21 protein-coding genes are annotated in these 25,965 nt (G+C 52.9%); 11 read left to right on the top strand and 10 right to left on the bottom strand.

The genetic code is table 11. The annotated features are described in order from the left end of the window. Nucleotides 1-1,107: acyl-CoA dehydrogenase family protein (locus tag ACESNI_RS02700; RefSeq protein WP_373084778.1), on the top strand; the 1,107-nt coding region annotated here is incomplete at its 5' end. A 90-nt stretch (nucleotides 1,108-1,197) separates the two neighbouring features. Here the strand turns inward: ACESNI_RS02700 and ACESNI_RS02705 are convergent. Together ACESNI_RS02705 and ACESNI_RS02710 are read right to left on the bottom strand one after the other, a co-directional pair. Then, complete coding sequence (locus ACESNI_RS02705; RefSeq protein WP_373084780.1) at nucleotides 1,198-2,736, bottom strand: acyl-CoA carboxylase subunit beta; 1,539 nt, start codon at nucleotides 2,734-2,736, stop codon at nucleotides 1,198-1,200. A gap of 54 nt (nucleotides 2,737-2,790) precedes the next feature. After that, nucleotides 2,791-4,377: a class I adenylate-forming enzyme family protein gene (locus ACESNI_RS02710; RefSeq protein WP_373084782.1), complete on the bottom strand. Its 1,587-nt coding sequence runs from the start codon at nucleotides 4,375-4,377 to the stop codon at nucleotides 2,791-2,793. A gap of 650 nt (nucleotides 4,378-5,027) precedes the next feature. Here ACESNI_RS02710 and ACESNI_RS02715 point away from each other — a divergent pair. Continuing rightward, nucleotides 5,028-6,254 (top strand): CaiB/BaiF CoA transferase family protein, encoded by a 1,227-nt coding sequence (locus ACESNI_RS02715; RefSeq protein ID WP_373084784.1) that lies wholly within the window; start codon nucleotides 5,028-5,030, stop codon nucleotides 6,252-6,254. A gap of 224 nt (nucleotides 6,255-6,478) precedes the next feature. Here the strand turns inward: ACESNI_RS02715 and ACESNI_RS02720 are convergent, their stop codons facing one another. From ACESNI_RS02720 to ACESNI_RS02740, 5 genes are all read right to left on the bottom strand, one after another. Further along, complete coding sequence (locus ACESNI_RS02720; RefSeq protein WP_373084786.1) at nucleotides 6,479-7,240, bottom strand: ATP-binding cassette domain-containing protein; 762 nt, start codon at nucleotides 7,238-7,240, stop codon at nucleotides 6,479-6,481. Nucleotides 7,241-7,245: 5 nt separating this feature from the next. Further along, entirely contained in the window at nucleotides 7,246-8,139 is an 894-nt protein-coding gene (locus tag ACESNI_RS02725; protein ID WP_373084788.1) for a branched-chain amino acid ABC transporter permease, read from the bottom strand. A gap of 50 nt (nucleotides 8,140-8,189) precedes the next feature. After that, nucleotides 8,190-9,119 (bottom strand): branched-chain amino acid ABC transporter permease, encoded by a 930-nt coding sequence (locus ACESNI_RS02730; RefSeq protein ID WP_373084790.1) that lies wholly within the window; start codon nucleotides 9,117-9,119, stop codon nucleotides 8,190-8,192. A gap of 30 nt (nucleotides 9,120-9,149) precedes the next feature. Further along, entirely contained in the window at nucleotides 9,150-9,890 is a 741-nt protein-coding gene (locus ACESNI_RS02735) for an ATP-binding cassette domain-containing protein (protein ID WP_373084792.1), read from the bottom strand. Between the two features lie 158 nt (nucleotides 9,891-10,048). Then, the gene (locus ACESNI_RS02740) at nucleotides 10,049-11,206 is read right to left on the bottom strand and encodes an ABC transporter substrate-binding protein (protein ID WP_373084794.1); all 1,158 of its coding nucleotides are present in this window, start codon (nucleotides 11,204-11,206) and stop codon (nucleotides 10,049-10,051) included. A 689-nt stretch (nucleotides 11,207-11,895) separates the two neighbouring features. On the opposite strand from ACESNI_RS02740, the gene ACESNI_RS02745 reads away from it, so the two are divergent. Further along, a complete protein-coding gene (locus ACESNI_RS02745; protein WP_373084796.1) occupies nucleotides 11,896-13,071 on the top strand; it encodes an acyl-CoA dehydrogenase family protein in 1,176 nt (391 codons plus the stop codon). A gap of 50 nt (nucleotides 13,072-13,121) precedes the next feature. Here the strand turns inward: ACESNI_RS02745 and ACESNI_RS02750 are convergent, their stop codons facing one another. From ACESNI_RS02750 to ACESNI_RS02760, 3 genes are read right to left on the bottom strand one after another with little or no spacing between them, the layout of a single operon-like run. After that, a complete protein-coding gene (locus ACESNI_RS02750; RefSeq protein WP_373084798.1) occupies nucleotides 13,122-14,276 on the bottom strand; it encodes an LLM class flavin-dependent oxidoreductase in 1,155 nt (384 codons plus the stop codon). Nucleotides 14,277-14,279: 3 nt separating this feature from the next. Next, nucleotides 14,280-15,185 carry an LLM class flavin-dependent oxidoreductase gene (locus tag ACESNI_RS02755; RefSeq protein WP_373084800.1) on the bottom strand — a complete coding sequence of 302 codons (906 nt, stop codon included), beginning with the start codon at nucleotides 15,183-15,185 and terminating at the stop codon, nucleotides 14,280-14,282. A gap of 4 nt (nucleotides 15,186-15,189) precedes the next feature. Next, nucleotides 15,190-16,491 carry an LLM class flavin-dependent oxidoreductase gene (locus ACESNI_RS02760; RefSeq protein ID WP_373084803.1) on the bottom strand — a complete coding sequence of 434 codons (1,302 nt, stop codon included), beginning with the start codon at nucleotides 16,489-16,491 and terminating at the stop codon, nucleotides 15,190-15,192. Between the two features lie 281 nt (nucleotides 16,492-16,772). On the opposite strand from ACESNI_RS02760, the gene ACESNI_RS02765 reads away from it, so the two are divergent. From ACESNI_RS02765 to mdoH, 8 genes are all read left to right on the top strand, one after another. Beyond that, nucleotides 16,773-17,540: a GntR family transcriptional regulator gene (locus tag ACESNI_RS02765; protein WP_373084805.1), complete on the top strand. Its 768-nt coding sequence runs from the start codon at nucleotides 16,773-16,775 to the stop codon at nucleotides 17,538-17,540. A gap of 232 nt (nucleotides 17,541-17,772) precedes the next feature. Further along, nucleotides 17,773-17,928, top strand: coding sequence for a hypothetical protein (locus tag ACESNI_RS02770; protein ID WP_373084807.1), 156 nt, complete (start codon nucleotides 17,773-17,775; stop codon nucleotides 17,926-17,928). 315 nt (nucleotides 17,929-18,243) lie between these two features. Then, on the top strand, nucleotides 18,244-19,380 hold the full coding sequence (locus ACESNI_RS02775; RefSeq protein ID WP_373084809.1) for an LLM class flavin-dependent oxidoreductase: 1,137 nt from the start codon (nucleotides 18,244-18,246) through the stop codon (nucleotides 19,378-19,380). Nucleotides 19,381-19,461: 81 nt separating this feature from the next. After that, nucleotides 19,462-20,331 (top strand): TauD/TfdA dioxygenase family protein, encoded by an 870-nt coding sequence (locus ACESNI_RS02780; protein WP_373084811.1) that lies wholly within the window; start codon nucleotides 19,462-19,464, stop codon nucleotides 20,329-20,331. A 96-nt stretch (nucleotides 20,332-20,427) separates the two neighbouring features. Continuing rightward, the gene (locus ACESNI_RS02785; protein WP_373084813.1) at nucleotides 20,428-20,550 is read left to right on the top strand and encodes a hypothetical protein; all 123 of its coding nucleotides are present in this window, start codon (nucleotides 20,428-20,430) and stop codon (nucleotides 20,548-20,550) included. A gap of 231 nt (nucleotides 20,551-20,781) precedes the next feature. Continuing rightward, nucleotides 20,782-21,642 carry an alpha/beta fold hydrolase gene (locus tag ACESNI_RS02790; protein ID WP_373084815.1) on the top strand — a complete coding sequence of 287 codons (861 nt, stop codon included), beginning with the start codon at nucleotides 20,782-20,784 and terminating at the stop codon, nucleotides 21,640-21,642. 625 nt (nucleotides 21,643-22,267) lie between these two features. Beyond that, nucleotides 22,268-23,905 (top strand): glucan biosynthesis protein, encoded by a 1,638-nt coding sequence (locus ACESNI_RS02795; RefSeq protein ID WP_373084817.1) that lies wholly within the window; start codon nucleotides 22,268-22,270, stop codon nucleotides 23,903-23,905. Further along, the gene (mdoH, locus tag ACESNI_RS02800; protein WP_373084819.1) at nucleotides 23,895-25,901 is read left to right on the top strand and encodes a glucans biosynthesis glucosyltransferase MdoH; all 2,007 of its coding nucleotides are present in this window, start codon (nucleotides 23,895-23,897) and stop codon (nucleotides 25,899-25,901) included. The genes ACESNI_RS02795 and mdoH overlap by 11 nt, the downstream gene beginning before the upstream one ends. Nucleotides 25,902-25,965: the final 64 nt, after the last annotated feature.

A 25,965-nucleotide genomic window follows, 5' to 3' on the forward strand; every position in this document is an offset into this window, starting at 1 on the left:
GAACACAGAGCCTTCCGCGATGTTTGCCGCAGGTTCGCGGAACAGGAAATTGCACCGTTAGTCACTCAGGCAGAGACCAGCGGTACCTATCCCCGTGAACTGATCAAGAAAGCGGCCAAAAATGGGCTGGTTGGGCTGACCGCGCCGGAATCATTGGGTGGCGCCGGCGCCTCGTTGTGGCTTCAGTGCATCATGATCGAGGAATGCTCCCGGATCTGCGCGGGTCTGTGTACAGGGTTAACGGGATTGGGGCAGCGGTTACTACCTGAAATGGGCACGCCGGGGCAGATCGAACGCTATCTCGTGCCGACTATTCGAGGGGAGAAGGTGTCCGCCTTCGCGATGACTGAACCCGGCGCCGGTTCCGACGTCTTATCCATGAACGGCAAGGCGGTGCGTGAAGGCAATGGCTGGCGCATCACGGCCAATAAACTCTACATTACCGGGGCACCCATGAGCGACTATATGATCGTTGTCGTTTACACGGACCGGGACGCGCGCCGGAAGGGGTTGAGCCTGTTTCTCGTGGATAGCGATACGGCGGGCATTGAAATTCAGAAAATGGATAAATTGGGACATCTCTCAATGGAGACCGGCTCTGTATTCTTTGATTGCTGGGTTCCCGCCGAAGCCCTGTTAGGTGAAGAAAACCACGGCATGGAATATGTCATGTCAGTCCTGGAGGAAGGCCGGATCACCCACGCAGCTAGAAGTCTCGGCGTGGCCCGGGCCGCATATGAAGCCGCCGTTGAATATGCCGGAATGCGGAAGACCTTCGGTAAAGCAATAAATCAATATCAAGCTATCCAGATGAAACTATCGCAGATGTTGATCGATATTACTTCCGCCAGCCTGCATGTTTATTCCGCCGCCGAACGATACGACGCAGGCCAGTCGGCCGAGGTTGAAGCATCCATGGCAAAAGTAGTCGCGAGCGAAACCGCTGTTAGCGTTAGCGATCAGGCGATGAGAATCTTTGCTGGCGTGGGCTATATTAACGACGCGCCAGTGCAACGGTTTTTCCGCGATGCCCGCCTATACCCAATCACGGAAGGCACCACTGAAATTCAATTGCGTACCATCGCTCGGGCCGCCAAGTTGATTTGATGGTGGCGCCCACGGCGGGCGGTCGCTGAAACAAAAGATACAGTGCGTCCGGTAATGTCGGTTATCGGGCGCGTTTTCTTGGGCGCCCGATCAGGGATCGATCCTATGTTTGAAGCCGATGGTGTCACAGCCTTCCGCGCGCTCAAGGGTCTTTAGAATGAAGGGCCGAGTTTCCAGGGGGGCAATGATGTCGTCGACAAATCCCATGCCGGCGGTCGCATAGGCGCTTGCCTCCGCTTCCAGTTCCGCCAGGATTTCCTGTTTCCGTGACGCTGGATCGGCGGCGGCGGCGATTTCCTTGCCATGTACTAGTACCACTCCAGCTTCGGGGCCCATGACATCAAAAAACGCCGTCGGCCAGGAAACAATGGCGTTGGGGTGACAGGCCCGGCCGCACATAGCGATATAAGCTAAGCCGACGGCCTTGCGTAGGACAATGGTGATTTTTGGCACGCTGGCCGCTATTAGTGAATTCAACAGACGGCTGGCGAGACTGACCGTGCGGTGTCGTTCAATCATCGGTCCGATCAAGAATCCCGGTGAATCAGAAAAGAAAATCAGCGGGATATGAAACGCATCGCAAAGGTCAATAAATTTGCGTGCCTTAACGGCCGCCTTCTCATCCAGCACCCCCGCGTTCTGGGAGGGATTATTGGCAATGATCCCCACGGACTGACCTCCCATACGCGCTAGCGTTGTGACCAGGTTCTTGCCGTAATCGGGGCTGATTGGAAACATGCTGTCTTCGTCAGTGATCAGATGAAGCAGTTTGACCATGTCATAGGCTCGGCGTTGATTCTCAGGCACCAGCTTCATGAGCGCCTGCATGCCCTCGGGGCTTTCGCAGGGTGCAGGCCGGGCAGCAACCCTGGGCGGCGTCTGCTCGGCGTTACTTGGAAAATATGATAGAAAGCGCCGCAATGAGGTGATTGTATCGGCTTCGTCGACGCCAACATAGTTAACTTGGCCGTTGATTTTCGTCGCCATTTCCACGCCGCCTATTTCTTCGGCTGAGTGGTCCACTCCAATCCCAACTTTGACAATTGGGGGACCCGACATGCCCATGAAGCCGGTGCCTGCCACCATCGCTGTGAAATCGCCTTGTGCCGCAATAAATGATGGTCCGCCGAAACTGGGCCCTAACATGGCCGAAACCTGGGGCACCAGGCCACTCATCTGGAAATGATGCTCAAAACCCAGTCCCAGTTCGGCACAGAGCGCACCCCGATTTTCCTGTACGCGAGCGGCACCCGCCTCATTGAGGGAAATGAATGGCTTTTTTTCCTGCAAAGCCAATTCCCGTACGCGGGTCATCTTCACCTCGGCCACCCGGCCGCGGGTGCCGGCCAGCACCGTCGGGTCATCAGCACCAACGAAAACCCTGCGGCCATCGATCTTTCCGCTGCCGACCACCGTGCCGTCCGCAGGCGTTCGATTTCGCAATTCATCGTTCTGGCTATGGGCAAGAATACCGATCTCTTCGAAGCTACCCTTATCAAGCAATAGATCCAAGCGTTCCCGCACCAGCAACTTACCTTGGGACCGTAGTCTGGTTACTTTGTCCTTGCTGCCGCTTGCTCGTCCCGCGGCCCTCTTGGCCTCCAGCTCCGTAACTACCGCATCTTCCACTTGAGAATACTCCTCGTAACATACGTTTGATATTGATTTTGCCCTGGTAGCTTACTACCGCTCTATAAACCATGCTTTCAGCTCAACCTTGCGGACCTTGCCGCTTGCCGTCTTTGGCAATTTATCCCGCATGAAAACATGGCCTGGAATTTTGTAAGATGCGATCCGCCCCGCACAGAATTCCCGCAGGTCTTCAAGCTCAATGGTCAACCCGTTGTTGCCAACGACAAAGGCGGCGCCAATCTCCCCCTTGCCTTGGTCGGGAACACCCACGATGGCCACTTCCGCGATCGCGTCGTGACTGGCTAGATAGGTTTCTACCTCTTCGGGCGCGAAATTGAACCCGGAACATTTAATAATATCATTGGCCCGCGCCACCCAGGTCATTCGGCCCTTGGCATCCCAGCGACCGATATCTCCCGTATGTACCCAGCCATCATCATCAATGGTCCTGGCGGTTGCCTCTGGGTTGTTGAAATAGCCAATCATGTTATGAGGCGAACGTACCAGGATGGCGCCATTCTCATCCACCGCCGCTTCACGGCCGTCCTCCGTCACCAATCGAACCTCGTCGCCAGGCACTGGTTTGCCATCAGAGGCCATGGAATCTGGATCAAGGTCGGCGACGAAGCAAACCGGTCCACAGGTCTCCGTCATGCCATACCCGGTGGATGCAGCTTCCAGTCCAAATCGTTTCAAAAGTTCCATGTGCTCCGGGCGGCGAGGAAAAATGCTAGCAACCCTTAGGCTATCTATCTTTGCAGTTTTGAAATCAGGCAATGCGGCAATTTCGCTCAAAACATTCGTGATACAGCCAATGATCGTGCAACGGTGCCGCTCGATAAGCATGAGAGCTTCGACCGGTTCGAACCGCTCCTGCATGACAACACAGCCGCCATGCAATAGCGCGATCAATACTGTGTTGTGACAGCCTGTAATCGCAAATAATGGATATATCATCATGTTGACATCGCCATCGCGAAATGAACGAGCCATGTTGATGGAATTGTTGAGGCTGGCATGGCTTAACATGACGCCTTTGGGCAGCGACGTTGTGCCCGAGGTATAGAGGATATAGGCCAGCTCCTTAGGGTCCGTAGCTGGTCTTGGTGTCGGATCCCCGTCGCAGGCCCCCTTTATAAAGTCGTCCCATGTACCGAATGGTTCAGCCATTGCCCCTGTCGGGCGGGTCACCACCACATGGCGCAACGTAGTGTCGGGCCCGAGGGCCTCAAGTATTTCCTCCATGACCTTCATATAAGAAAAATCCATCGAGGTGTCTTGGGTAAACAAAACAGTTGCGCCACAATCGCTGATAATATGCGCCATATCATCGACCCGCAGCCTGGTATTGATCGGTGTCAGCACGGCCCCAATCCGCGTGACAGCGAATTGCACGACGATCCATTCCCAGATGTTTGACATCCATAACGCCACCCGGTCCCCTGGCCCGACGCCGAGCGCGAGAAGGCCACGGCTCGCCTGGTCAACAAGGGCCTCCATTTCCGCAAATGAAATATGAGTGCCATCGGCCACCACCAAAGGCCGCTCGGGCCAGCGTGCAACAGCGCGACAAAACATCTCATCAATCGTCGTCTCGTACAAGCGGACGTCCGCTAGCGGGTCGTGCGTAGACTTCATAAAGATATCCCTCCTGTAATGCTTGGATCCAGCCAACCTGGTTTTCGGCCCATTTTTTATTCGCCAAGCGCGCGTTGTCTGTATGTGCGCGCGACCGAAAATGCCACAATCACATACAATTATTTTAACAGCCTAAATTCCTTGACGCTTTGAATGCAAGAGAAATACGATAAGCCGATCATGGGCATTATGCATAGGGTCGATCGCTTGTCAAAACAATCGGAACTGCAGTCAAATGATTATTACCGACAATTTTCAGACTAAGTGATTTTCCGAAAAAGCCGGCTGCCCTGAGTGTGCCAGATCAAAATTCCTATTTTAATAGTCTCGCTTTTACAACAACACGTTGGGTTTGGCTAAACTTGGAAAAAAGGCGTCCCAGCCAAGACTCTATGGCAATCCATGGCGATGCCGCATTCGTTATACAGCGAGGTCTCGCGGCCGCAATATATTCCTCCGCTCAAATTGCTAAATCGCGCTATCAGGCATACGCCTGACACATGTGGGACGGCCTCAATGGCTTTTCCTTTAACTTGCAATACATATTGAATACAAATAGAATATCATCGGCGCAAAACACTTTGGTTATCGCGCTATTTGTTGCAGGTTAGCACACAGACTAAAACGGTTTGACTTTGGAGAAATCATGCATGGCCAATAGCGCGGATGAGAAGAAAAATGCGACGGGTGGCTCGGATGGAAGCAGTAGTAACATGCCGCTTTCTGGGGTCCGAATTCTCGAGTTTGGGCAGTACGCCGCGGGGCCGTTCGGCTCCATGCTGCTCGGCGACTGGGGCGCGGAAGTTGTTAAGATAGAGCCTCCAGGGGGAGAAGATTTGCGGCGTTGGCCACCGCAAGTATCCGGACCTGACGGCGATTATAGTCTTAACTTCGCCTCCATCAGTCGTAATAAAAGAAGCATTACGGCGGACCTAAAAGATGAGAAAGATTGCGCCAGAATACGGCAGCTTATTAGTAAAGCCGATATTTTGCTGGAGAATTTTCGCCCTGGTGTCATGGACCGCTTGGGTTTTGGTTATGGCGACGTGATCAAGATCAATCCCCGTATCGTCTACACCTCGGTATCTGGGTATGGACATTTTGGTCCCTATTATGGCAAAGGCGCATTTGATATCGCGATCCAAGGTGCAAGCGGCATTATGAGCATCACCGGGGAGGAGGATGGCCCTCCCGCGAAGTGCGGTGTTCCGTTCGGCGATTTTGCCAGCGGGCTTTTTGGTGCGCTTTCTTGTATGGTGGGACTGCATTCAGCGCGCCGAACCGGCAAAGGCTGCCGCATGGACGTGCCGATGCTATCCTGCATGCTAGCCTGTTCGGCACTGCAAACAAGTGAATATTGGGGTACAGGAAATGTACCTTCTCGCATGGGGTCAGCCCATCCGCGCAACGCACCCTATCAGGCGTTCCAGGCGGGTGATGGCGTTTACTTCATTATCGCCGCCGGCAATGATCGTCTCTATAGTATCTTGTGCGATACAATCAATTGTGCTGAACTCAAAACGGATCCACGTTTTATTTCGACTAAACTGCGCGCTACCAATCAGAAGGCATTGCAAATTTTGATTGAGGAAGCGTTGAAGGCAAAATCAGCAGATGAATGGCGGGAACTGATGGACCTGGCGGGTATACCCACTGCGCCGGTTCTGAGCTATGCCGAGGTATTGCAAGACCCGCAGGTAATAGCAAGTGGCATTATTCAGCCTATGTCATTGCCAAATGGGGGTGAAACCAAAACCATAGGAAATCCAGTGCGGATGTCAGGCTATGAGTTCGAGATATTTCAGCAACCGCCGTTAGCTGGGGAACATAATGACGTAGTCATCGAGGAGTGGCTGGATGACCGTAACGGCTGGTAAATTTTTGGAAACACCAAAATCCATATCGGTCCACATTTCTCAACGTTAGTACTATCGCACTGTTTGTGCGGGGAATCCGGTTTCACCGGGCCGAACGTGACGTCAATGTCTTCTTTTTCGGGTCAAAAATCCAGCATACGAGTAATCAAGGCCATTAGGAACCCCAAGCCCTACAAGTTCATTTTTGGCCTTGGCCCCACGTGAATTTTCTTTGAATAGAAAATTTACGTGGTCTCCTGAAGCGCAAAATAAACCCGGCCGAAATTAGAATCTCGGAACACCTCCGCCGGACTACCGTCAGCAATCACACTACCTTCTTCGATTAGAATCGCCCGGCTAGCCAATCGTTCGACGATCGATAGGTTATGTTCTACAACCAGCAGCACAGTGCCTGATGCTTTCAATGCCTCAATTACTTCGAGCATAATTTCTAGATTGACTTTGTCCAAGCCACTGGCAGGTTCATCCAGCAACACCACGCTGGCGCGCGTTATCATCACTCTTCCCAGGGCAACCAGCTTACGTTCAGCGTAAGACAATTCGCGGACCCGGCGATCTGCGACATCAAGCAGATTGAGTTGTCGCAACGCCACCTCAATCTGCTCATCAATATTATCACTACCCGCCACGAAACGCTGCGGCGCGGCGCGGCGATATCGGGTAATAGTCTGGGCATAGACTAGCATATTTTCATATACGGTCATTGCATCGAATAGCTTCAAGTCCTGGAACATACGCGCAATACCCAACCGGGCGATGTCTTGAATGGTATGACCAATTAGCAAGGTATCCTGCCACATTACGTTGCCGCGGTCAGGCAGCACCTCGCCACAGATGATATTGAGCAGCGTGCTCTTACCGGCCCCGTTTGGACCGATTATCGAGGTGCTTGTGCCCGGCGTGATCTGCAAGTTTACGTCATTACAGGCAATGACGTTGCCGAAGCGCTTGGAGACATTTTTGATTTCGAGTTTTTGTTCTGACATAGTGTTCATTTTCCCCGTGGAATTCGGACCAACCGGTTCTCTGGGAACAGGCCGCTGGGCCGCAAAATAATCATCAAGATCATGATTAGTCCAAACAGAATCTGCTGTATGGCGGCTGCCGAGCTAGCACCGATGTCAAACTCTTGGACCAATGCCGGCAGTGTAGCGATGACGACACCGCCAACGAGTGCCCCGTAGGGGTTTCCCAAACCGCCAATAACGACCATGCTGAGCATCGTAATCGAGACGTGCAAAGTAAAAGTCGTTGGGTCAATGAAGCCGATGACACCGGCGTAGACCGATCCCGCAAGAGCCGCGAAACCTGCGCCGGAGGCGAACATGATCACCTGCAGGCGACGTACGGAAATGCCGGTAGATGACGCGGCGACCGGGTTCTCCCGTGCTGCGCGTGTGCGCAGACCAATTGGAGATTTTAGGATCCAAACCGCGTAGCCCAAGGTCAATGCGATCAGCAATACTGCAAAAACTAGCCTTTCATTTACAGTATCTATCTCCCAAGGCCCGATCTCTGGCCAGGGGATACCGGCTATGCCTTGTATGCCGCCAGTAACAACATCAAGATTCAATAGTAACGAGGTGAAAATGATCTGGAGCGCAAATGTCCCAATGATCACATAATGCTCGTCAAGCATCGTGAAGACCCACCCCAACACGGTAGCAATGAGAACGGCGACCAGAATTCCAGCCAAGGCAGCAACGGGGAAAAGGCCACCGTCTCCGGTTTGGAACCCTATAATCCCGTATGCATAGGCACCAATCGAGAAAAAAGCAGCGTGGGCGATCGACAACAGGCCGACATAACCGACGCAAATATTATAAGAGATTGCTAGTGATCCATAGATCAGTGAAAACGTTGCTACGGTTAACCAATAGGTCATCGACGGTCTCCTAAAGAGAAGGGAATTGGTGATCGCGAATTATTTTTTTGCTAACGATTATTTTTCGTCGCCTCAAGTAGGCTGGCTTCCCTAATAATACGCCGGCGCTGCATTGCTGGCATTATAATGCGAAGTATGACTACCGCGGACATTAGCACTGTTTGTAGCACCACGTCGTGCCAGCCGCCGCCAATAGTGGTTATGGTTGCGGCATAGACGAATGCGGCCGCCACTGCAATTAGCCACCACACAAGCACATTGGCTTTCGGCAGCATCATCGCGATCAGCGCCCCATAAATGACGATTGCCAAGCCATCGTGCGGCAGCGTGGGGTGTGTCATGATGGCGAGAACGCCAGCAAGGCCAGCAAACAAACCGGTCGCAAAAAATATCTGCAAGCGGACCGCTCGTTCGGAAATACCGACGACGCTTGCGCCTTCCGGACTTTGTCCAAGCGCGAGGGCGCTGGCGCCGGTACGGGTTTTGACAAGCCAAAGTGCAAAGGCCGCAACCGAACAGAATGAGATCAGGATTTTCACCAAATTCCATACCAGAATACGTGAGGTGCCGATTGTCGCCACGCCCCAGTCAGGTGATTCTATAAATAGGGGAATTGAGCCAAACCAAAGCTGAATACAATTCTGCAACACAATCAGCACGCCAAGTGACGCAATGAACGGTGAAAGTCGATCAACCTGTCGCTTGCCATATAGGCCGGTAACCGGTTGGTAGACTGCCAAGTCGATCAACGCACCGCCCACGCCTGCCAGCAAAACGCCGATGATTGCACCAATGAACAACGGCATTCCCAGCTGTACGGTAAAATAATAGCAGCCATAGGCACCAATGGCGTAGATGCCACCTAATGCAAGATGGAATATGTTTGTTGTTCGGGCGATAAACCCGAAACCGGTGGCGATCAACGCCCATTCGGCACCCGTGTAGAACGCCTGTATTATAATATCAAGCAATTGCGACACTGCTACAAACTCCCCTGCATATCTATAGAATTAAAACAACGACCAGAGATTTTCCATCGGCAATTCAGAGCGGTGGTAAAGGCCAATTACTTCGCCGTTGCGTAGAATCATAAAATGGTCGCAAACATTTGCGGCGAGACCGACGTTCTGTTCTACAAGAATGGTAGTTTTGCCCTCGCTTCGCAGCCCCTTGAGAAACTCCACCAACTCGGTGACGGCAACACCCGACAGGCCGATTGATGGCTCATCAACCATTAGCAGGTTTGGTAATGATGCCAAACCCCGAGCATTGGCGACAATCTGCTGCTGGCCGCCACTAAGTTTTTCAACGTGAGTCGTCTGCCTTTCTGCCAGCCATTTCCAGCGTTCAGACAAACTGTTCCAAGCCTGAAGAGCCTCGCTTGGCGTCTTTCTGAATGCGCCAAGCATGACGTTGTCACGGATCGACAATTCACGGAATAGGGCCCGACCTTGCGGCACCAAGACGATGCCCTTCTTGACGCGCTGGGGAATGGACCAACGACTAATATCCTCCCCGTCATAACTGATCTGACCATGCGTTGGCGCCAGCAACCCGGCGATACAACGCAGTAGGGTCGTCTTACCAGCACCGTTGTGGCCAAGGATGCCAAGGGTCTCGCCGGGTTTGAGCCGCAAATTGATATCGCTGAGCACCTCCCAGCCACGATAACCCGCTCTGAGCCCATTGATCGTCAATAGCGGTTCCTGCTCGATGTCTACCTTAGAGGAACTGCTTGATGATATATTCATTAACGAATACTCCCGTATTTCCAAAGCTACGCGGCCCCGATGCCTCTGCCCACATAAATATTCTCACTACTGGAATATAATCGCAGGCTTTTTTTTGGCAGGATGTGGCCGGGTTCACGTTGCGTTGTAGCGCACCGTGGGCCCGGCCGCCGACCAAATTATTTCTCGATCAGGTCTTCTGGAAGAACCTTGCCAACGGCAACACCTTTGCCGTCCTTTACTTCCATCATCGTCATCGGTTCCACGATGCGCCCATCCTCAAGAAAGCTGACTTCGCCCATAATTGTACTGAACTTGCCCGCTATTTGAGCCTTGATGAAATTGTCGCCGGACCATTCGAGGCCCATTTTATCCATCTGGGCCATAACGCCCGCCACGACCTGGCCTGCCTGATACCCCAAGAAGAGATACTGGGTTGCTTCTTTGCCAGTTGCGTCCATGACGGCTTTGGAAACACGGATGAAGTCTGGGTTATCTTTCTCGTATGCGTAGGTTGGATAAATTGCACCTTCGATAAGATTCCCACTTCCCGCGCTGATAATGGCGCCCAATTCGCCATTACCTATGATTTGGCCCTTATAGTCCCGCGTATGCAGTTCGCGTACTACTGGTATGGTCTGGGCCTGAATTCCGATGGGAAATACTGCATCGGGGTTTGTTGCAAGTGCGGCGGTAACTTGTGCCGCAATGTCAGTAGCGCCAGCAGGAATCTCTTCTGAAGCGACGACTTCGCAGCCAACCTGCGGACAGGCGACATCACGCAGATTTTCCATTGCGGCCACAAACGCCTCGGAATTTTCATAGATCACAGCGATTCGTTTTAAACCGAGTTTTGACACGGCGTATTTTAGTACCGCCAGTCCCTGCATCGAATAGGGCGGCAGAGTACTGGTAAAGTTCTTCCCGAGTTCGGTTACCGGGCCTTGGGTAACATTCATCATCCCGGTTTTATCGCGTATAGCCTGAGGCGCCGCCGCCTTGGCAACACTGGTGTAGGTCAGGACTATAACCTTAACCTCATCGCGGGTCACCAGGCGCTGATAACCTTGAAAACCCATCCTTGGATCAGCTTGTGAGTCCACATAGATGACGTCGATCGAGGGCAGACCTTCCGGCAGGTTTTTATGATATTCGGCTAAGGCCAAATCCAGGCCCTTGCGAAGTTCTACGCCAACGAAACCGGCGTTGCCAGTGAGAGGCATCAACCCGCCAATCTTCACTTCTTTCGGCAGAGACCCGGCCTGTGCGATACTAGCCGCCATTAGGACACTCAGCCCTAATGCAGCTATTCGTTTTGTAGTTTTTAAAAGTTTCATTTTCTTTTACTCCCTAAATTTTCCAGGCTTACGCCTTATTAGTTACAAGCCAGCGGATTTTTGACCGCTCGCCCGTTTAGCACCCACTGATACATCCGCCTTCAATATAGATTGGCAGTTTAGCAATGGAGATACGGCCATTAATGCGCCGAATTGCAAATTTATAGATACTTTTTGTTTACACTAAAACCCAGCGTTGCATTATATGATCTAAAATAAAACCTCCCGATCTTATAAAAATCAATCATTTTTTTGTTTTATATCAAACATATATGAAAATTAATACACCATACATGAAGCTTAGTATAAAACAATACATGAAACCCGAAAAAACTATACATGAAACTAAAAAAAACAATACATAAAACGTAAAAAAATACATGAAAATTAGACAATTAACTCATAAGAGAAGTGCAAATTCCGTATGACTAGGCATTACACTTGAGATATGAATCCGCTGGGTTAAAAGTAAAAAATGTCAATATTTTGCAAAATATCTAAATTACGAAGTATATGTTATAAGTATATCGAAATATTAACTCCATTTTACTTGTAAATATTATATTTATTATTGCTTTTGTAAATTTTTTTACCTATGTTTGACAACTTAATCCGTCAGGCCGCGTCGGCATTGCGATGCTTGGTCTGACATGTAATTTCATGACGTATCGAGGGAAAAACCTATGCCTATGGATAAATCTGAAGATTTGGTGCAGCGCGCAGTAGAGCTGAGCCCAAAATTTGCCGCTCGCGCCGCCGACTATGACCGTAATGTTCAGTTTCCTACAGAGGACTTTGACGACCTGCATGCGGCGGGTCTGCTCTCCACCGCTGTGCCGCACAAATTGGGCGGTCAAGGTATCGCCATGAGCAACGGCGATCCGTTGACGCAATGGCGGATTACAACCGCGGTTGCCAAAGGTGACCTTTCGCTTGGCCGCTGTTACGAGGGCCATGTCAACGCCGTCGACATGATAAACAAGCACGGCAGCGAGGAACAGCAACAACATTATCTGTCTGGTGTCGTCAACGGAGATATGCGTTTCGTCATATGGGGCAGCGAGCCTGTGCGCAAGGATGTCAGTGACTTTAACTTGAAAATTGCGTCGCAAACCACGGTCGAGCGTGTCGACGGCGGTTGGAAAATGAACGGCATTAAGGGTTTTGCAACGAGTGCTGGCGCCGCGACCCACGCTTTGATCATGGCTCTTTTGCCTGATCCTGAGCGCGAGCTGGCAGAGCAGCAGCACATCTTTATCGTTGATCTCAATCAGCCCGGTATTATCATCGACAAGGATTGGTGGAAGGTGCTCGGGATGCGGGCCACTGTCAGCCACATGGTTACCCTGAAAGACGTCATAGTGCCGGAAGACGGCAAATTGATGACGGTGAAGGAGTATCTGGACTTCAACTGGCAGGCTAGGTTCATCCCGCACTTCACCGCAAGTTTTCTCGGTGCGTCGGAGGCGGCATTCGAATTCGCCAAGGACTATATCGCTGAACGAGGCAAGGGTGAAGATCCATATGTCCAGCATCATGCAGCGCGTATGCGCATAGGTATTGAACTGATGCATGGTTATCTTGCCCGGACCGGGGCGACCTGGATGGCTGATCGTCCGACCGAGGCTGCGGTGATGTCGAATATCTGCCGGGTAATTGGTCAAGAGCAAGCTGAAATGGTCGTGAATGAGGCCATTCGCGCCTGTGGGGCCAGCGCACTGTTGGAAAAATATCCGCTGGAGCGAATCTTCAGAGATCTGACCACTTACGTCCAACATGAGAATATCGATCGTATCCTCGGCACCATTGGGCGGGCTAGCCTTGGTCTCGAGTACGACCCGAACTGGTCTAACCCGGTCAAATAGGCCGGTTGCGCCCCAGCCCCAACCGTTTGCCAATGCGGCCGGGGCGCAACCTACCATGTCCAACCCCGGTCAAAAGGACTACGCCATATGCCGGTTTCGGCCAGCAAGGGCAAAATGTCTGACATATGGCTACGTAAGATTTCCGGGCTCCATAGCGGCAATGAAAAAGCGATGCCTCTACAATTGAAGTCGCGATGCATTTCAACAATCTTCTCCACGACAGTGCGCGGTGAGCCGAATAGCGGGCGCGCCGCCCCGCGGGAGCCAACACGCAGCAGCCGCTCCCGCTCTTCGAGCGAACCAAAGTTTTGACGCATGGTGTCCATGCCGCCCATCAGCTCTGAAACAAACTCACGCGCTCCTTCCAGATCAACCTGGGATTTTATTTCTTCGGCAGCGGCTTCAGCTTCATCATCGCTTTCACGCACGATAAGGCTTGCGTGCAGCATGACCCGAATGCTTCCTTTCGGCCTACCGAATCCCGCAGCCATATTGTTAACGTTTTCGATCTTGTCGGTCATTTCCTTGGAGTCCGCTGCACTCATAAACATCCAATCAGCATGTTTTGCGGCAAAAGCCTGGCCAGCCGGGCTGGCGCCTGCGGAGATGACCAAAGGCTCGCGTTGAAGAGGTCGTGGGCTGCCAACACCGGGCGGCACGTTATAGAATTGCCCCTGATAGCCTGTTAGGTCACCGGACCAAAGATGCTTCATGGCACCAAGATAATCGTCCGCCATTTCGTATCGGCGGTCATGCTCGATTTGCCCCATCCCGAACAGGCCTGCCTCGTTGGGACTAAATCCTGTCACGATATTTATACCCCAGCGTCCGCCTGAAAGTTGGTCGATCGACGCGCCCATCGCAGCGATATTCCCAGGTTCGTGGTAGGTCGTATGAGCCGTGGTGACAATGGCAATTTTGCGGGTTGCCGCCGCCAATGCGCCGGTTAGTATCGGGGCATACCACATGGGGTCCTGAAAGCCATTGGCTGTGCAGCGTTCGCCGTATGACGCCCACCGATCGGCCACGAAAAGGTAGTCTAATCCGACCTCCTCGCAGGCTTGCGCTAACCGTATTTGGACATCGGGATCGAAGGCATCGGGATTGCGTTCGGCGACGGTGCGCGAAACGACATGCAAGCCTGTCGTCGAAGGATAGAACAATCCCAAGCGCAGTCCCTCATCGTTAGTATGTGCCGATGTCATCCTTCAGCACTCCATTCCGATGTCATTTGCGGTGGTCGACGGCCGTAGTTGTGGAGCCAGGCTTTCGGCAAATAACCTGATTTCGTTGGTAGTCAGAGCTGGAAAACTGACGACCAGATTGCCGGTGTTGGCCTTCGCCATAAGGTCCATCAGTTGATCACACACGGAATCTGCGGTACCGGCGATCGGCCGTCGATCAGCTGGCAACGCTAATGTGTCGACAATGGCGTTCGCCGCCATGGTCGTGTCGCGCACAACGACGGGAGAGTGCAAAAGATCTTGCATGCCGGCACTGGATTTGACATTACCGGATTCGACGACAATTCCCGAAATACGGTCGGACAGCGCGCCGGCATATTCAATCGCCTCCGGTGGCAGCTCGATCAATATTTTGGGTAAGGGATCTTCCGGCCGGGGGCCGACAATGCGGCCGACCGAACGAACAAAATGTCCGTCATGATCCACCGGACCGCGCCAATGCCCGTGAATGGTATCGATCACCTCAAACGCAAAGTCCGATAACTCCGCCATGGACGGCGCGACAGCAGCATAAGAAGTATCTGCGAAGTCCAACAGAAGTTGCCAGCGACCGCGCGAGAGACGATCGAGATTAGCTCCGATGCGCGCGATGTGAGCAGGCTTTAAGCACCAAGGACTGAGCCGCGTGATGATGTTGATTTTGGGTGCTAAGACACAAAGTGCACTAGCCGCCACGGGAACCACGCTGGCGCCTCCGGAAACATCAATAAAGGTTTCGCCGGGTGCGCGCCCGCCAAGGACAATAAAGTCAATGCCCAGCCGTTCCAACGGCAGTCCCATCAAGTTTCCACCGCTGCCATGCGTGAGAGTGAGATCGGACAGTACTTGCTTGCCGTAGAGTTGAATGCCCAATCGCCCTCCAATCGTCATGCTGTCAATCCGTATCCATGAAGCGTTGACGTAACGTGCCTGGTGAATACGCTTTGCGAAACACGCCGCGCCGCTGCAATTCGGGGACGACCAATTCAACAAATTCTTCCAGACTACCGGGCAGCGCATGGGTCACCAACATAAAGCCGTCACCATCGGCGGCATCATGAAAAGCTTCCAATTGGTCAGCTATCTCTGCCGGACTGCCGACCACATGGGGCGCGATCCCCGCACCAAAGCGTGGTGCGAGCTGCCTCAGGGTCATGCGGTCACTGTAATCTTCAGCGATCGCAGCCATGCTGCCCCGAACGCCCTGTGCGCCTTCCACATTTTCGAGCGGCTCGTCCAGCGGCACCTTAGAGAGATCGACCCCGAAATGCCCCGACATCATTGCCAAGGCCGCCTCAAGGGGCACATTCTCGATCAATTGGCGCTGTTTCTCCACTGCTTGTGCATGAGTCTCTGCGACAATCGGCATGATTCCCCAAAGAATTTTAGGTCGATCTATTCGGCCAATTTTTGCCAACTCTGCATCAAGACTTTTGCGATGGCTACGCATGCCCTTTGCATTATGGCGAACAGCAAAGCAGACTTCGGCATGCTTTGCCGCGAAGGCCAATCCGCGGGGTGACTGGCCAGCCTGAAGCATAAGTGGCCGTCCCTGTGGCGAGGCCGGCACATGCAAAGGACCTTCACAACGGAAATGATCCCCGGCGAAGTTGATTTTATGAACTTTCGAAGGATCGGCATAGATGCCGTGCTCCCGGTCCCAGACGACGGCATCTTCGTCCCAGGATGACCATAGTTGATTGCACAGATCGACATATTCTTCGGCAACCGCGTAGCGATCGTCATGTTCGAGCATCTGGTCTAAGCCAAAATTCACCGCTTCGCTGCGGGCATAGGACATTACAATGTTCCAGCCGATGCGGCCGCCAGTCAGATGGTCCAGGGTAGCAAAGTGCCGGGCCAGCCAATAGGGCGGCAGAAAAGTCGTCGACCCTGTAACACCAAAGCCAAGCTGACGCGCCACCCGCGACATCATTGGTATCAGGGGCAATGGGTCGAGTCGCGGGTATTGCACAGCGTAGCGGATTGTGTCGTCGGGCGTGCCCTTATAGACATCGTGAAGCGAGTAGGCGTCGGCAAAGAATACCATGTCGAACAGCCCGCGCTCTGCCGTGCGTGCCAAATGTTCCCAGAACTCCGGATCAGTAAAATTGAAACCTCTGTACGAACGTGGCAGGCGCCATTGCCCGATCGTGTGCGGCGATACAGAATTAGAAATCAGCAATGCTAGATGCATGTTGGCGTTCCTCATGGGCGCCAAGCCCGAGGTCGTCGCTGCCGTGGAAATCGCAATGGATTCAGCGGCGACAGCATCGTCACCAGCCTCCTACTTGCATGTGCCATTGGTGGTCTCCCAGTGCCGCCGATCGCGAAGCTTCAGCAATTGATACAGTAAGAATACTAATCGTATTCAATAGGTAAAGCAAGATCCGCGACGCTTATTTTTGATTTGCGCCAACGGCACTGAATCCGCTAACATGCCTTTGGAATAAACGGCGGCTGTAGAATGGGGAGTTTGTGCCAATTTCTAACTTGAAAACATGGAATTCCGATGGAACTGACGCGCAAGAAGAGGATGGCTCTCTTCGTCTCGATGTTTATCGGCGTTTAAAAAGTGATATTCTTAACCTTGAATACAAACCTGGACAAACCGTTTCCATTTCTGAAATGGCACGGCGGCTGAATGTTAGCCGGACGCCGGTTCGGGAGGCCCTCAATCTGCTTGAAAGGGATTATTTGGTCCGAGTAGTGGGCAAGCAGGGCGTGCTGATCCGCGAGATGACTCTGGACGAAATGATCCACATTTTGCAGTTGCGGGAAGTGATTGATGGATTGGCGGCCCGGTTGTCGGTGAACAGTATCGAAGATTCGGTGCTCGACGACATGCGTGCCAGATTTGAAGCTCTAACCGCCAACGGAATGCAACTTGATCCTGACATGCAGGCCAGCCTGAGTGACGAATTGCACCGCTTAATCGCGTCGTCGTCCGGCAATGATTATCTATTGTCGCAGTATGATTGTTTAAGCACGGCGTTTTCACGGACCAGCCAAATGGGCTGGCAGGTATGGAAACAATCGAGCCGGCGTGACATTGTAAATCATGCTCGGTTAAATGAGCATTTTGCATTGATCGATGCGATAAAGTCTCGCGACCCGGAACGCGCTGAGATGCTGGCGCGCACACATATTGTGAATTCTCTGCGTGATTTGCTAGATGTGGTCAACGGTCTGCCGCTTGGCCGCGAAGTGATCGCCGACGCAAATCGAGAGTTGGCAGGCCGGTGAGTGATCCAATTGGCTGCACCGCCGGTCAACATCTGTTGTGATTAATATTAAATGGGGTAGGCCAGTAGCAACGAAATGTATCTGGCGCTTACTTAATTTCGCAGCATAATCTCATGCCGCTGATACCGATTTGCAGCAGCGTGACAGAGCATCTTGGTATCGCGGTGACCGTCCAACACGTCATTTTCGCATCCATTTTCCTTGGCGAGGCATTCCGCGAGGTGCCGCCGCCTTGGGCCCAAAAGCGGGCGCAAACTACCGCGCCTTCGCTACGAGCTATACCACTACACCCGTCTCCCGGCTTGTCCACGCCCGTCTCGGCGGCACCCAGTGTATCGAGGGTTGGACGTTTGGCTGCGGCTACGACCTCTTCGTGCAGGTCCTTTAAAGCGTAATCCCTACAAGTACCAGCCAATCGATCAGCTATTAAGTATAGTTGGCTATCGTCTGTTCGGGGCGTCCGGCAGGTGCACGCTGGAATTCTCCAGGACGGGTTGAATAATTTCCATTTTCATTTTTTATAAGCGCGAGCGCAATGGGACATTAATTCGAATGCCGCAAATTGTTGATTAAGCGATACTCAATAACGGCATACTAATTGAATGCAGGCGTCCTCATTTATGCATATCCGCAATAAATATATGGAAGATATAAAATTCAATGCTACTGTAAACGGGCCAGGGAAATAGAGGAAATTATAAAAATGAGCGTGCGGATCGGCCTATTTTATCCAAATACACCTACAATGCATGCGATTTCGCATGAGGTCGCTGAACGCAATTTGAATGCCATGGAAATACAGACACATGTAGATGTTGCCCAGGCGGCGGAAGAAATCGGGCTCGACTATCTGTTTATGGCCGATGCCTGGGGCTCTTATGGACCAAAAGCAACGGAAGCCAATGTACAGGATCCCATTCTATTGGCGCCTATTCTGGCGGCCGCGTTAATCCCGGTAACGAAAAAAATTCGACTGATCACAACCATTCATACTTCTTGGTTCGATCCGCTGGCAGTCGCGCGCATCGGTAGCGCGCTGGACTGTCTGAGCAATGGACGTTGGGGCGTCAATATTGTTTCCGGCACAGGCTTCGGGGGACATTTGGCCAATCGCTTGGCGCCCGAATTTGATCATGACGCCCGTTACGAGCGGGCGGCTGAATTCGTCGAGGTAGTGACGCAACTCTGGTCGCAGGGCGAGGTGAATTTCACGGGGAACTATTTCGCCATAGAGGGCGCAATCGTGGGTCCTCAGACCGTGCAACAGCCAAGACCATTGATCGTCAGTGCTGGCGCCTCGGATGCGGGCCGCGAATTCGCCGGGCAACATGCCGATTATATTTTCATGCCCGGCCGCACGCCGCAAGAAGAATGCGCAAAACGAACAGCAGATATAAACCGCATTGCCCGCGATGCCGGCCGGCCGGAAGGTGCCGTTAAATTACAGATGCACGCAAGTGTCCTTGTTCGCGAAACAAATGAAGAGGCTATAGCGGATTCCAAGGCGCTGGCAGATGCCGTCGATTTGGATGTCGTGGCTGAATATTTAAACTCCGTACGCGGCGCAATTTCCACCTACGATGACATCTATGCCTCGTTGGGCGAGTTGCAGATGCGGCAAATCGGTTCCGTATCAGGTTCGCGCAAAATCCATGGCGGCCCCGACGAAGTGGCTGATCAGATAGAGCATTTGGTGAAGGCATTTGGCTGCGACGGGATTGCCATTACCCTGCCGGTGTGGCGCCCGGAAGAAATTCGTCGGTTTGGCGAATTGGTCCTCCCGCGCCTTGAAAGTCGAGGTCTATGGCAGCATCCAAAGACCCGGAATTGGTCCTGGTAGTGGTATTTAGACTGAAAGACCGTAGGGGCTAAACAAACATAAAGCATTCTGAAACAATATTTTTAAAACGGAGGTTATGCTATGGGTATGGAGAATTTGGCAATAGGGAGCCTACCGGGAGTTAATCCAGAACAGGTAGCGATCCGGCGGTTGACCGGGGCTATTGGCGCTGAAATCAAAGGGATAGATCTTGGCCAAGGCTGGGACGACGCCGTGTTCAAGGTGATTTACGACGCCCTCATGGAGCACGGGGTGGTCTTTTTACGAGACCAGAGCTGGACCGTTGATCAACAGCTGGAGTTCAGCAAGCTGCTTGGCTCGCCCGCCTTTTCCAAGAAGCTTCCATTTTACGACGGTACGTATGAATATGTCTCGGTATTGGAGAACGATGGAACCCAGCTCGTGGTCGGCGACGTGTGGCATAATGATAATACGGACTGGGTAAGTCCGCCCATGGGTGCGGTGCTGCACAGTGAGGAAATGCCTGAATACGGCGGCGATACCTTATGGGCCAGCACTTATGCTGCGTACGACCGTTTGTCCGCGCCCATGAAGCAGATGCTGGAGGGCATGACGGCGATCCATGACAATTCCGTTGTTGCCGCGATGTACAGTAGTACCAAAAGTCTTCGTAGCGATGGATTGCAAGCCGACGAGACGGTGGAGCACCCGATCGTGCGTACCCATCCCGTTACAAAGCGTAAGGCGCTGTTCGTCAACTCCGTCTATACCCGGCGCGTAGTGGGAATGGGGGCGGATGAAGGTAAAGCCCTTCTTGAAATGCTGTATGAGCAAGTGAAATATCCCGAGACCCAAGTCCGATTTCGGTGGGAACCGAACTCCGTTGCTATTTGGGACAACCGTTGCACCCAGCACTACGCGGTTTCTGACTACGCGGGTTTCCGGAGAAAAATGCGACGCGTTCAGATCGAGGGAGACCGCCCTTTTTAGCCAGTGGTGAGAGATGGGAGAAATAGATGTTCCGACTGAGCCTGTTTTATCCGAACGCTCAAACCGTTTATACCGATATCAAAGGCGGTCGCTGCCATGACTCCGGATGTGCGTGTGCTTGACACCCACAAAGGCGTGGCCCGCCCGGTCCTTTGCACCGGGCGGGCGGCTGTCACCAACGACATTTTCGCGATCAATACCATTCGCTCCTTGATCTAACATCCCCTCTAGGTCGTCCGTATAGGAGCCGTCATTGACTGGTTATCAGGGGGGCGATAGGGCACGCAGATTTTCGTCAGCAGATGTTTTCCTAAAATCCATCCCGAACCGTTCCAAAGAACTCAACGAGTATTGCTTCTCTTTTTGAATTATTTCCCCCGGATAGACCATGCCGATTAATCGTCTTATACTACAGTAAAATAACCAGATGAATGATACGGGAAGCAACTCATGGGCCCAATCTCAAATAGCTATATTTCGCAACGTATTAAGCTCAACTATGTGGATTGGGGGAACCCGAAGGCACCGCCCTTGTTGCTGATACATGGGGGGCGTGACCATTGCCGGAATTGGGACTGGGTGGCGGAAAAATTGCGTCACGACTGGCATATCATCGCGCCGGACTTGTGTGGTCACGGGGACAGCGGATGGTCGACTGATGGCAATTACAACATTCAGAGCTATATCTATGATATTGCGCAGCTTATCCATCAGAAGGAATTGGGCCCGGTAACAATTGTCTCTCATTCCATGGGGGGCAGTATAGCCCTCCGCTATACAGCGCTTTATCCGGAGAATGTCAGAAAGCTTGTTGCTATTGAAGGTCTAGGGTTCTCCCCTAAAATGATCAAGGAGTCTGAAGCCGTTTCACCTGCCAAACGCTGGCGCGACTGGATTGAGAAAAAACGTGCGGCAAGTGCCCGTACGCATCGCCGATATGAAACATTTGAGGATGCCCTTGGGCGTATGAAGGCTGAAAATAAGCATTTATCCGACGACCAGGCGTTGCATCTGACAACTCACGCCGTCAATCAAAATGAAGACGGTAGTTTCAGTTGGAAGTTCGATTACTGTATGCGCATTTGGGGGCCTTTCGAGATCAGCTCTGAAGACACCCAGAAACTATGGGGAGAAATTACCTGCCCGACAATGCTGTGTTACGGTAATGACAGCTGGGCTTCAAACCCGGTAGAAGACGGGCGTATAAAGTATTTCAAAAGCGCAATTGTAAAAAACTACAAAAATGCAGGTCACTGGTTACACCATGACCAGTTTGACGAGTTCATCGCGGACTTAAAAGAATTTTTGTGACAGCTTGAAAAGGGGTGTCCGGGGGCAGATTTGAACCACCGACATGCGGATTTTTGGTCGGCGACAGTCGTTTCTTTAAGAGCCATATGAGATAAAGAATACCACCTTCCGTATTGAAGGGTGTAAACAGCGCGGGCAGCCTTTCTCCGGTCGCATCTGTCAATGAAATGACTCTTCCACGCTCCGGCAGATGTAGTGGATCCCGGCGGCAGTGCTGCAACTTCCTGAGAGCGTTGAGAGCGCATACAATGCTCTTGCAGTTTCCGGATACAGCTATATATAGATAGCTGTAATAGTTCATAATTTTTTTGTTTCATCAGGACATAGCTAGAGACAAATTGGTGTCTTTGATCCGGCATAGTTCGGCGATGCTATGTTCCCCGCGTAATCCTTTAGGCACAATACGGATTTCCCCCCAATGTTGTCACTTTTATGGGTTACTCGGCATATGTCTTTAGCTGTTTTTTCGGCATTAGTCTTTATTGCTGGATTTTATAGAATGTTTACGTGCCATCTCTTTTCCGTCGTCACTACGTTGAAACCAAAACACTCTTTTATCCATTATCCCTATTTAATCCGACTTGATATGACGGGTACAGAGCAGTCCACAGAGAATAGAAAGCTTATGAAAAAGAAAAACTATGTGATCCCGACGGCGAACAGCATCGCTATCATCGTGTTCCTTACATTGGCACCGGGCATGGCGTTGGCACGGGACGCCAACACAGATTCCAAGTCCGCCACCCGGTCCGAGCCCGCTCAGCCAGTGCAGCCGGCCGAGGTGGAAGCCGTGGCGCCGGAGAAGTTGTTCAACACTGTAGTGGAGAAGGCGCGCGCCCAGGCGGCCAAACCTTATGCGGCGCCGACGCAGATTCCCGATGATAAACTCGGCGATCTTACATATGATGAATTCCAGAAGATCCGGTTCCGCAAGGAAGCGGCGCTGTGGCATAACCAGACGCTCTTCGAAGTGCAGTTTTTCCATCCCGGATTCCTGTTCAAGTCAACGGTCGACATCAATGTACTGGAAGACGGTAAGGTGGCGCCCCTGCCGTTTAATAAGGCCTCTTTCCGCTATGACGGCGAGGGCGTGGAAGAAAAGGTGCCGGACAACCTGGGGTATGCTGGGTTCCGCATCCACTATCCTCTTAATAATCCGGAATACAACGACGAAATTGCAGTATTCCTCGGCGCTTCCTATTTCCGTCTGTTGGCGCGGGACCAGTATTACGGCCTGTCTGCGCGCGGCCTGGCAGTGGACACGGCTCTGCCCAAGGGAGAGGAGTTCCCTGCTTTCCGTGAATTCTGGCTGGTTAAGCCGGCCGAGGATGCCACGAGCATGACGGTCTTTGCCCTCCTTGACAGCCCATCAATCACCGGTGCCTACCGTTTTGTCATCACGCCGGGCACACGTACAGTAGTAGATGTCGACACCATGTTATTCCTGCGCAAGGACGGACACCAGATCGGCATTGCCCCGCTGACCAGCATGTTCCTCTATGGAGAGAACAGTACGCGGCATTTTGACGATTTCCGACCGGAAGTGCATGATTCGGATGGTCTGCTCATGCATACCGGCAACGACGAATGGATATGGCGTCCACTGACCAACCCGAAACAATTGAGTGTCACAGCCTTTCTGGATAATAACCCCAAGGGCTTTGGCCTCATCCAGCGGGACCGGGATTACAACAACTACATGGATTTCGAGACCCATTACCATCAACGGCCCAGCCTGTGGGTGGAACCACGCGATGGAGGGTGGGGCAGCGGCAGCGTGCGGTTGGTGGAGATACCGTCAGCCGAAGAAGTGAATGACAATATCGTCGCATTCTGGGTATCCGACGAAGTCTTTAGCGTGGACAAGCCCGTGGGGCTGGCCTACCGAATGACTAGTATGAACAATGTAGATGAAACCAGTCATTTGGCGCGCGTCCTGCGCACGCGAACAGGTTGGGGGGGCATCCCCGGCACCAAGCCGGTAGCGCCCAAGAGCATGCGGCGCTTCATGATTGATTTCCAGGGTGGTGACCTCTCTACGCTGCATGCGGAGCAGCCTGTCAAGCCCAACATCCAGACAACTAAAGGCGAAATCGACGATCTGGTTCTGCATAAGCTGCCCGGGACCGATATCTGGCGTTTATCCTTCCGTTTGCACGGCGATAGGGAACAATCTGCCGATATGCGCGTTTACCTTACACTAAGGGGGAAAAGCCTGACAGAAACCTGGAGTTATCTCTATGAGCCTAGCAATGCCGAATGATCTGAAGACGCAAGACGCCGCCTCGACGACGGATCGGCGAAAGGACCGGTTTTCCATGCCGTTTAGCCTGGAACGGCGCATCCTGTTCTTCACATTAGTGGCGCTCACCGCGGGTCTGTCCTGCCGTATGATGTTCGAAATCTTGGTGGCGAACGGCATGACAGTGATCGAGTTGATGATCCTGACCCTTTTTACCATCACTTTTTCCTGGCTGGTGTTCTCTTTCTGGTCGGCGGTGGCGGGCTTTGTTTGCCATATCTTGGGGATCGATCCGCTGTCTCTCCGTCGTCGCATCAAGGCAAAAGATATAATCAGGCGCCCCCTCACGTCGCAGACCGCCGTGGTGATGCCGGTCTATAACGAGGATCCACGGCGCGTGTTGGCGGGCCTGGAAGCGACCTACCGGTCACTCATGGAGACCGGTGAGGGCAAGTCCTTTCATTTCTTTCTCCTGAGTGACACACGGAAGGAAGACATCGCACAGGTGGAAGAGGCCGGGTGGCGCCAACTGGTGGCGCGCCTGGACGCCGACGGCCGCATCTTCTATCGCCGCCGCGAGGACAACAGCGGCAAAAAGGCTGGCAATATTGCTGATTTCTGTCGCCGCTGGGGCCGCGCCTACGATCATATGCTGGTGCTCGACGCCGACAGCGTGATGAGTGGGGAGACCATCCTGACACTGACCCGTGCCATGGAAGCCAATCCGGACGCCGGTATCATCCAGACAGTGCCGATGCCGGTGCGGCAGAAGACATTCTTTGGCCGTTATGTGCAGTTCGCTTCCCGGCTTTACAGCCCTATGTTGGCGACCGGCCTTAGCTTTTGGCAGATGGGCGAATGCAATTACTGGGGTCATAATGCCATTATCCGCCTCCAGGCCTTCATCAGCCACTGCGGTCTGCCCTCGCTGCCGGGCAAGGCTCCCCTTGGCGGCGAGATCCTCTCCCATGATTTCGTGGAGGCGGCGCTTGTGCGCCGCGGCAACTGGCATGTCTATCTGATGCCGGAGCTGCGAGGCTCCTACGAGGAACTGCCGGGTAATCTACTGGACTATGCCAAGCGCGATAAGCGCTGGGCGCAAGGCAACCTGCAGCATCTCAAGCTTTTGGGTGTCCGTGGACTGCACGGTTTCAGTCGGCTTCACTTTACCCTGGGTGCACTGGCGTATGTGTCGTCGCTTCTGTGGCTGCTGCTGCTGGTGGTGACAACCATCGACGGGGTGATGCGCGCTGTTATTCCGCACGACTTCTTCGCTAACGGCCGACAGTTGTTCCCCGACTGGCAGGTGGTGGAGTATGACAAGATCGTTTCCCTTTTCACGCTGACCGTTATCATGCTGATAGGCCCCAAAGTGGCCGGCTTGGCTCTGACCTTGTCCAACAGCCATGAGCGCCGAGGCTTCGGCGGCGGTATCCGCCTCGTCATCAGCGCCGTCATGGAGACCGCTTTCTCCATCTTTCTGGCCCCGGTGATGATGTGTCTCCACGCCTATTTTGTGCTCACCACGCTGGCAGGCCGCGTCGTGCCCTGGGATGCGCAAAACCGCGAGAGCATGTACTTGCCTTACAAAGATGCAGCAGGGAGCCTCTGGGTGCCAACTGTAGCGGGTGTCATCTGGGCGGTTATCGCGTGGATCTGGGTGCCGAGCCTTTTCTACTGGCTGTTGCCGGTAACGCTGGGTATGATGATCGCTATTCCTCTGGCCGTCTGGTCGTCACGCACTGGTCTGGGCAATAGCCTCCGCGCCCACGGGTTTTTGGTTACGCCCGAGGAAACCGACCCTCCGACCGTGCTGAACAAGCTGGAGCAGTGCCTTGATAGCCCGATCACCGACGGATTTATTGCATCTCATCCTGCTATAGTAGCGCCGCAGGAGCTGCAGAGCGAGATGCACCCCCAGGCGATCTCTTACTACAGCCGGGATTTTGCTAACTGGATATGGCAGCTTATCTCCGGCCGTCGGCGTGAACGCCCTGCAGTGAAGATCAAACGCTAGCGAAGTTTGCCGCCCATATAACTATCATTTGGCGATCTGGAGACTTACAGAAAATCGGGATTGA

Origin of the sequence: Sneathiella sp., assembly GCF_041689005.1 — a bacterium.
GTDB lineage: Bacteria > Pseudomonadota > Alphaproteobacteria > Sneathiellales > Sneathiellaceae > Sneathiella.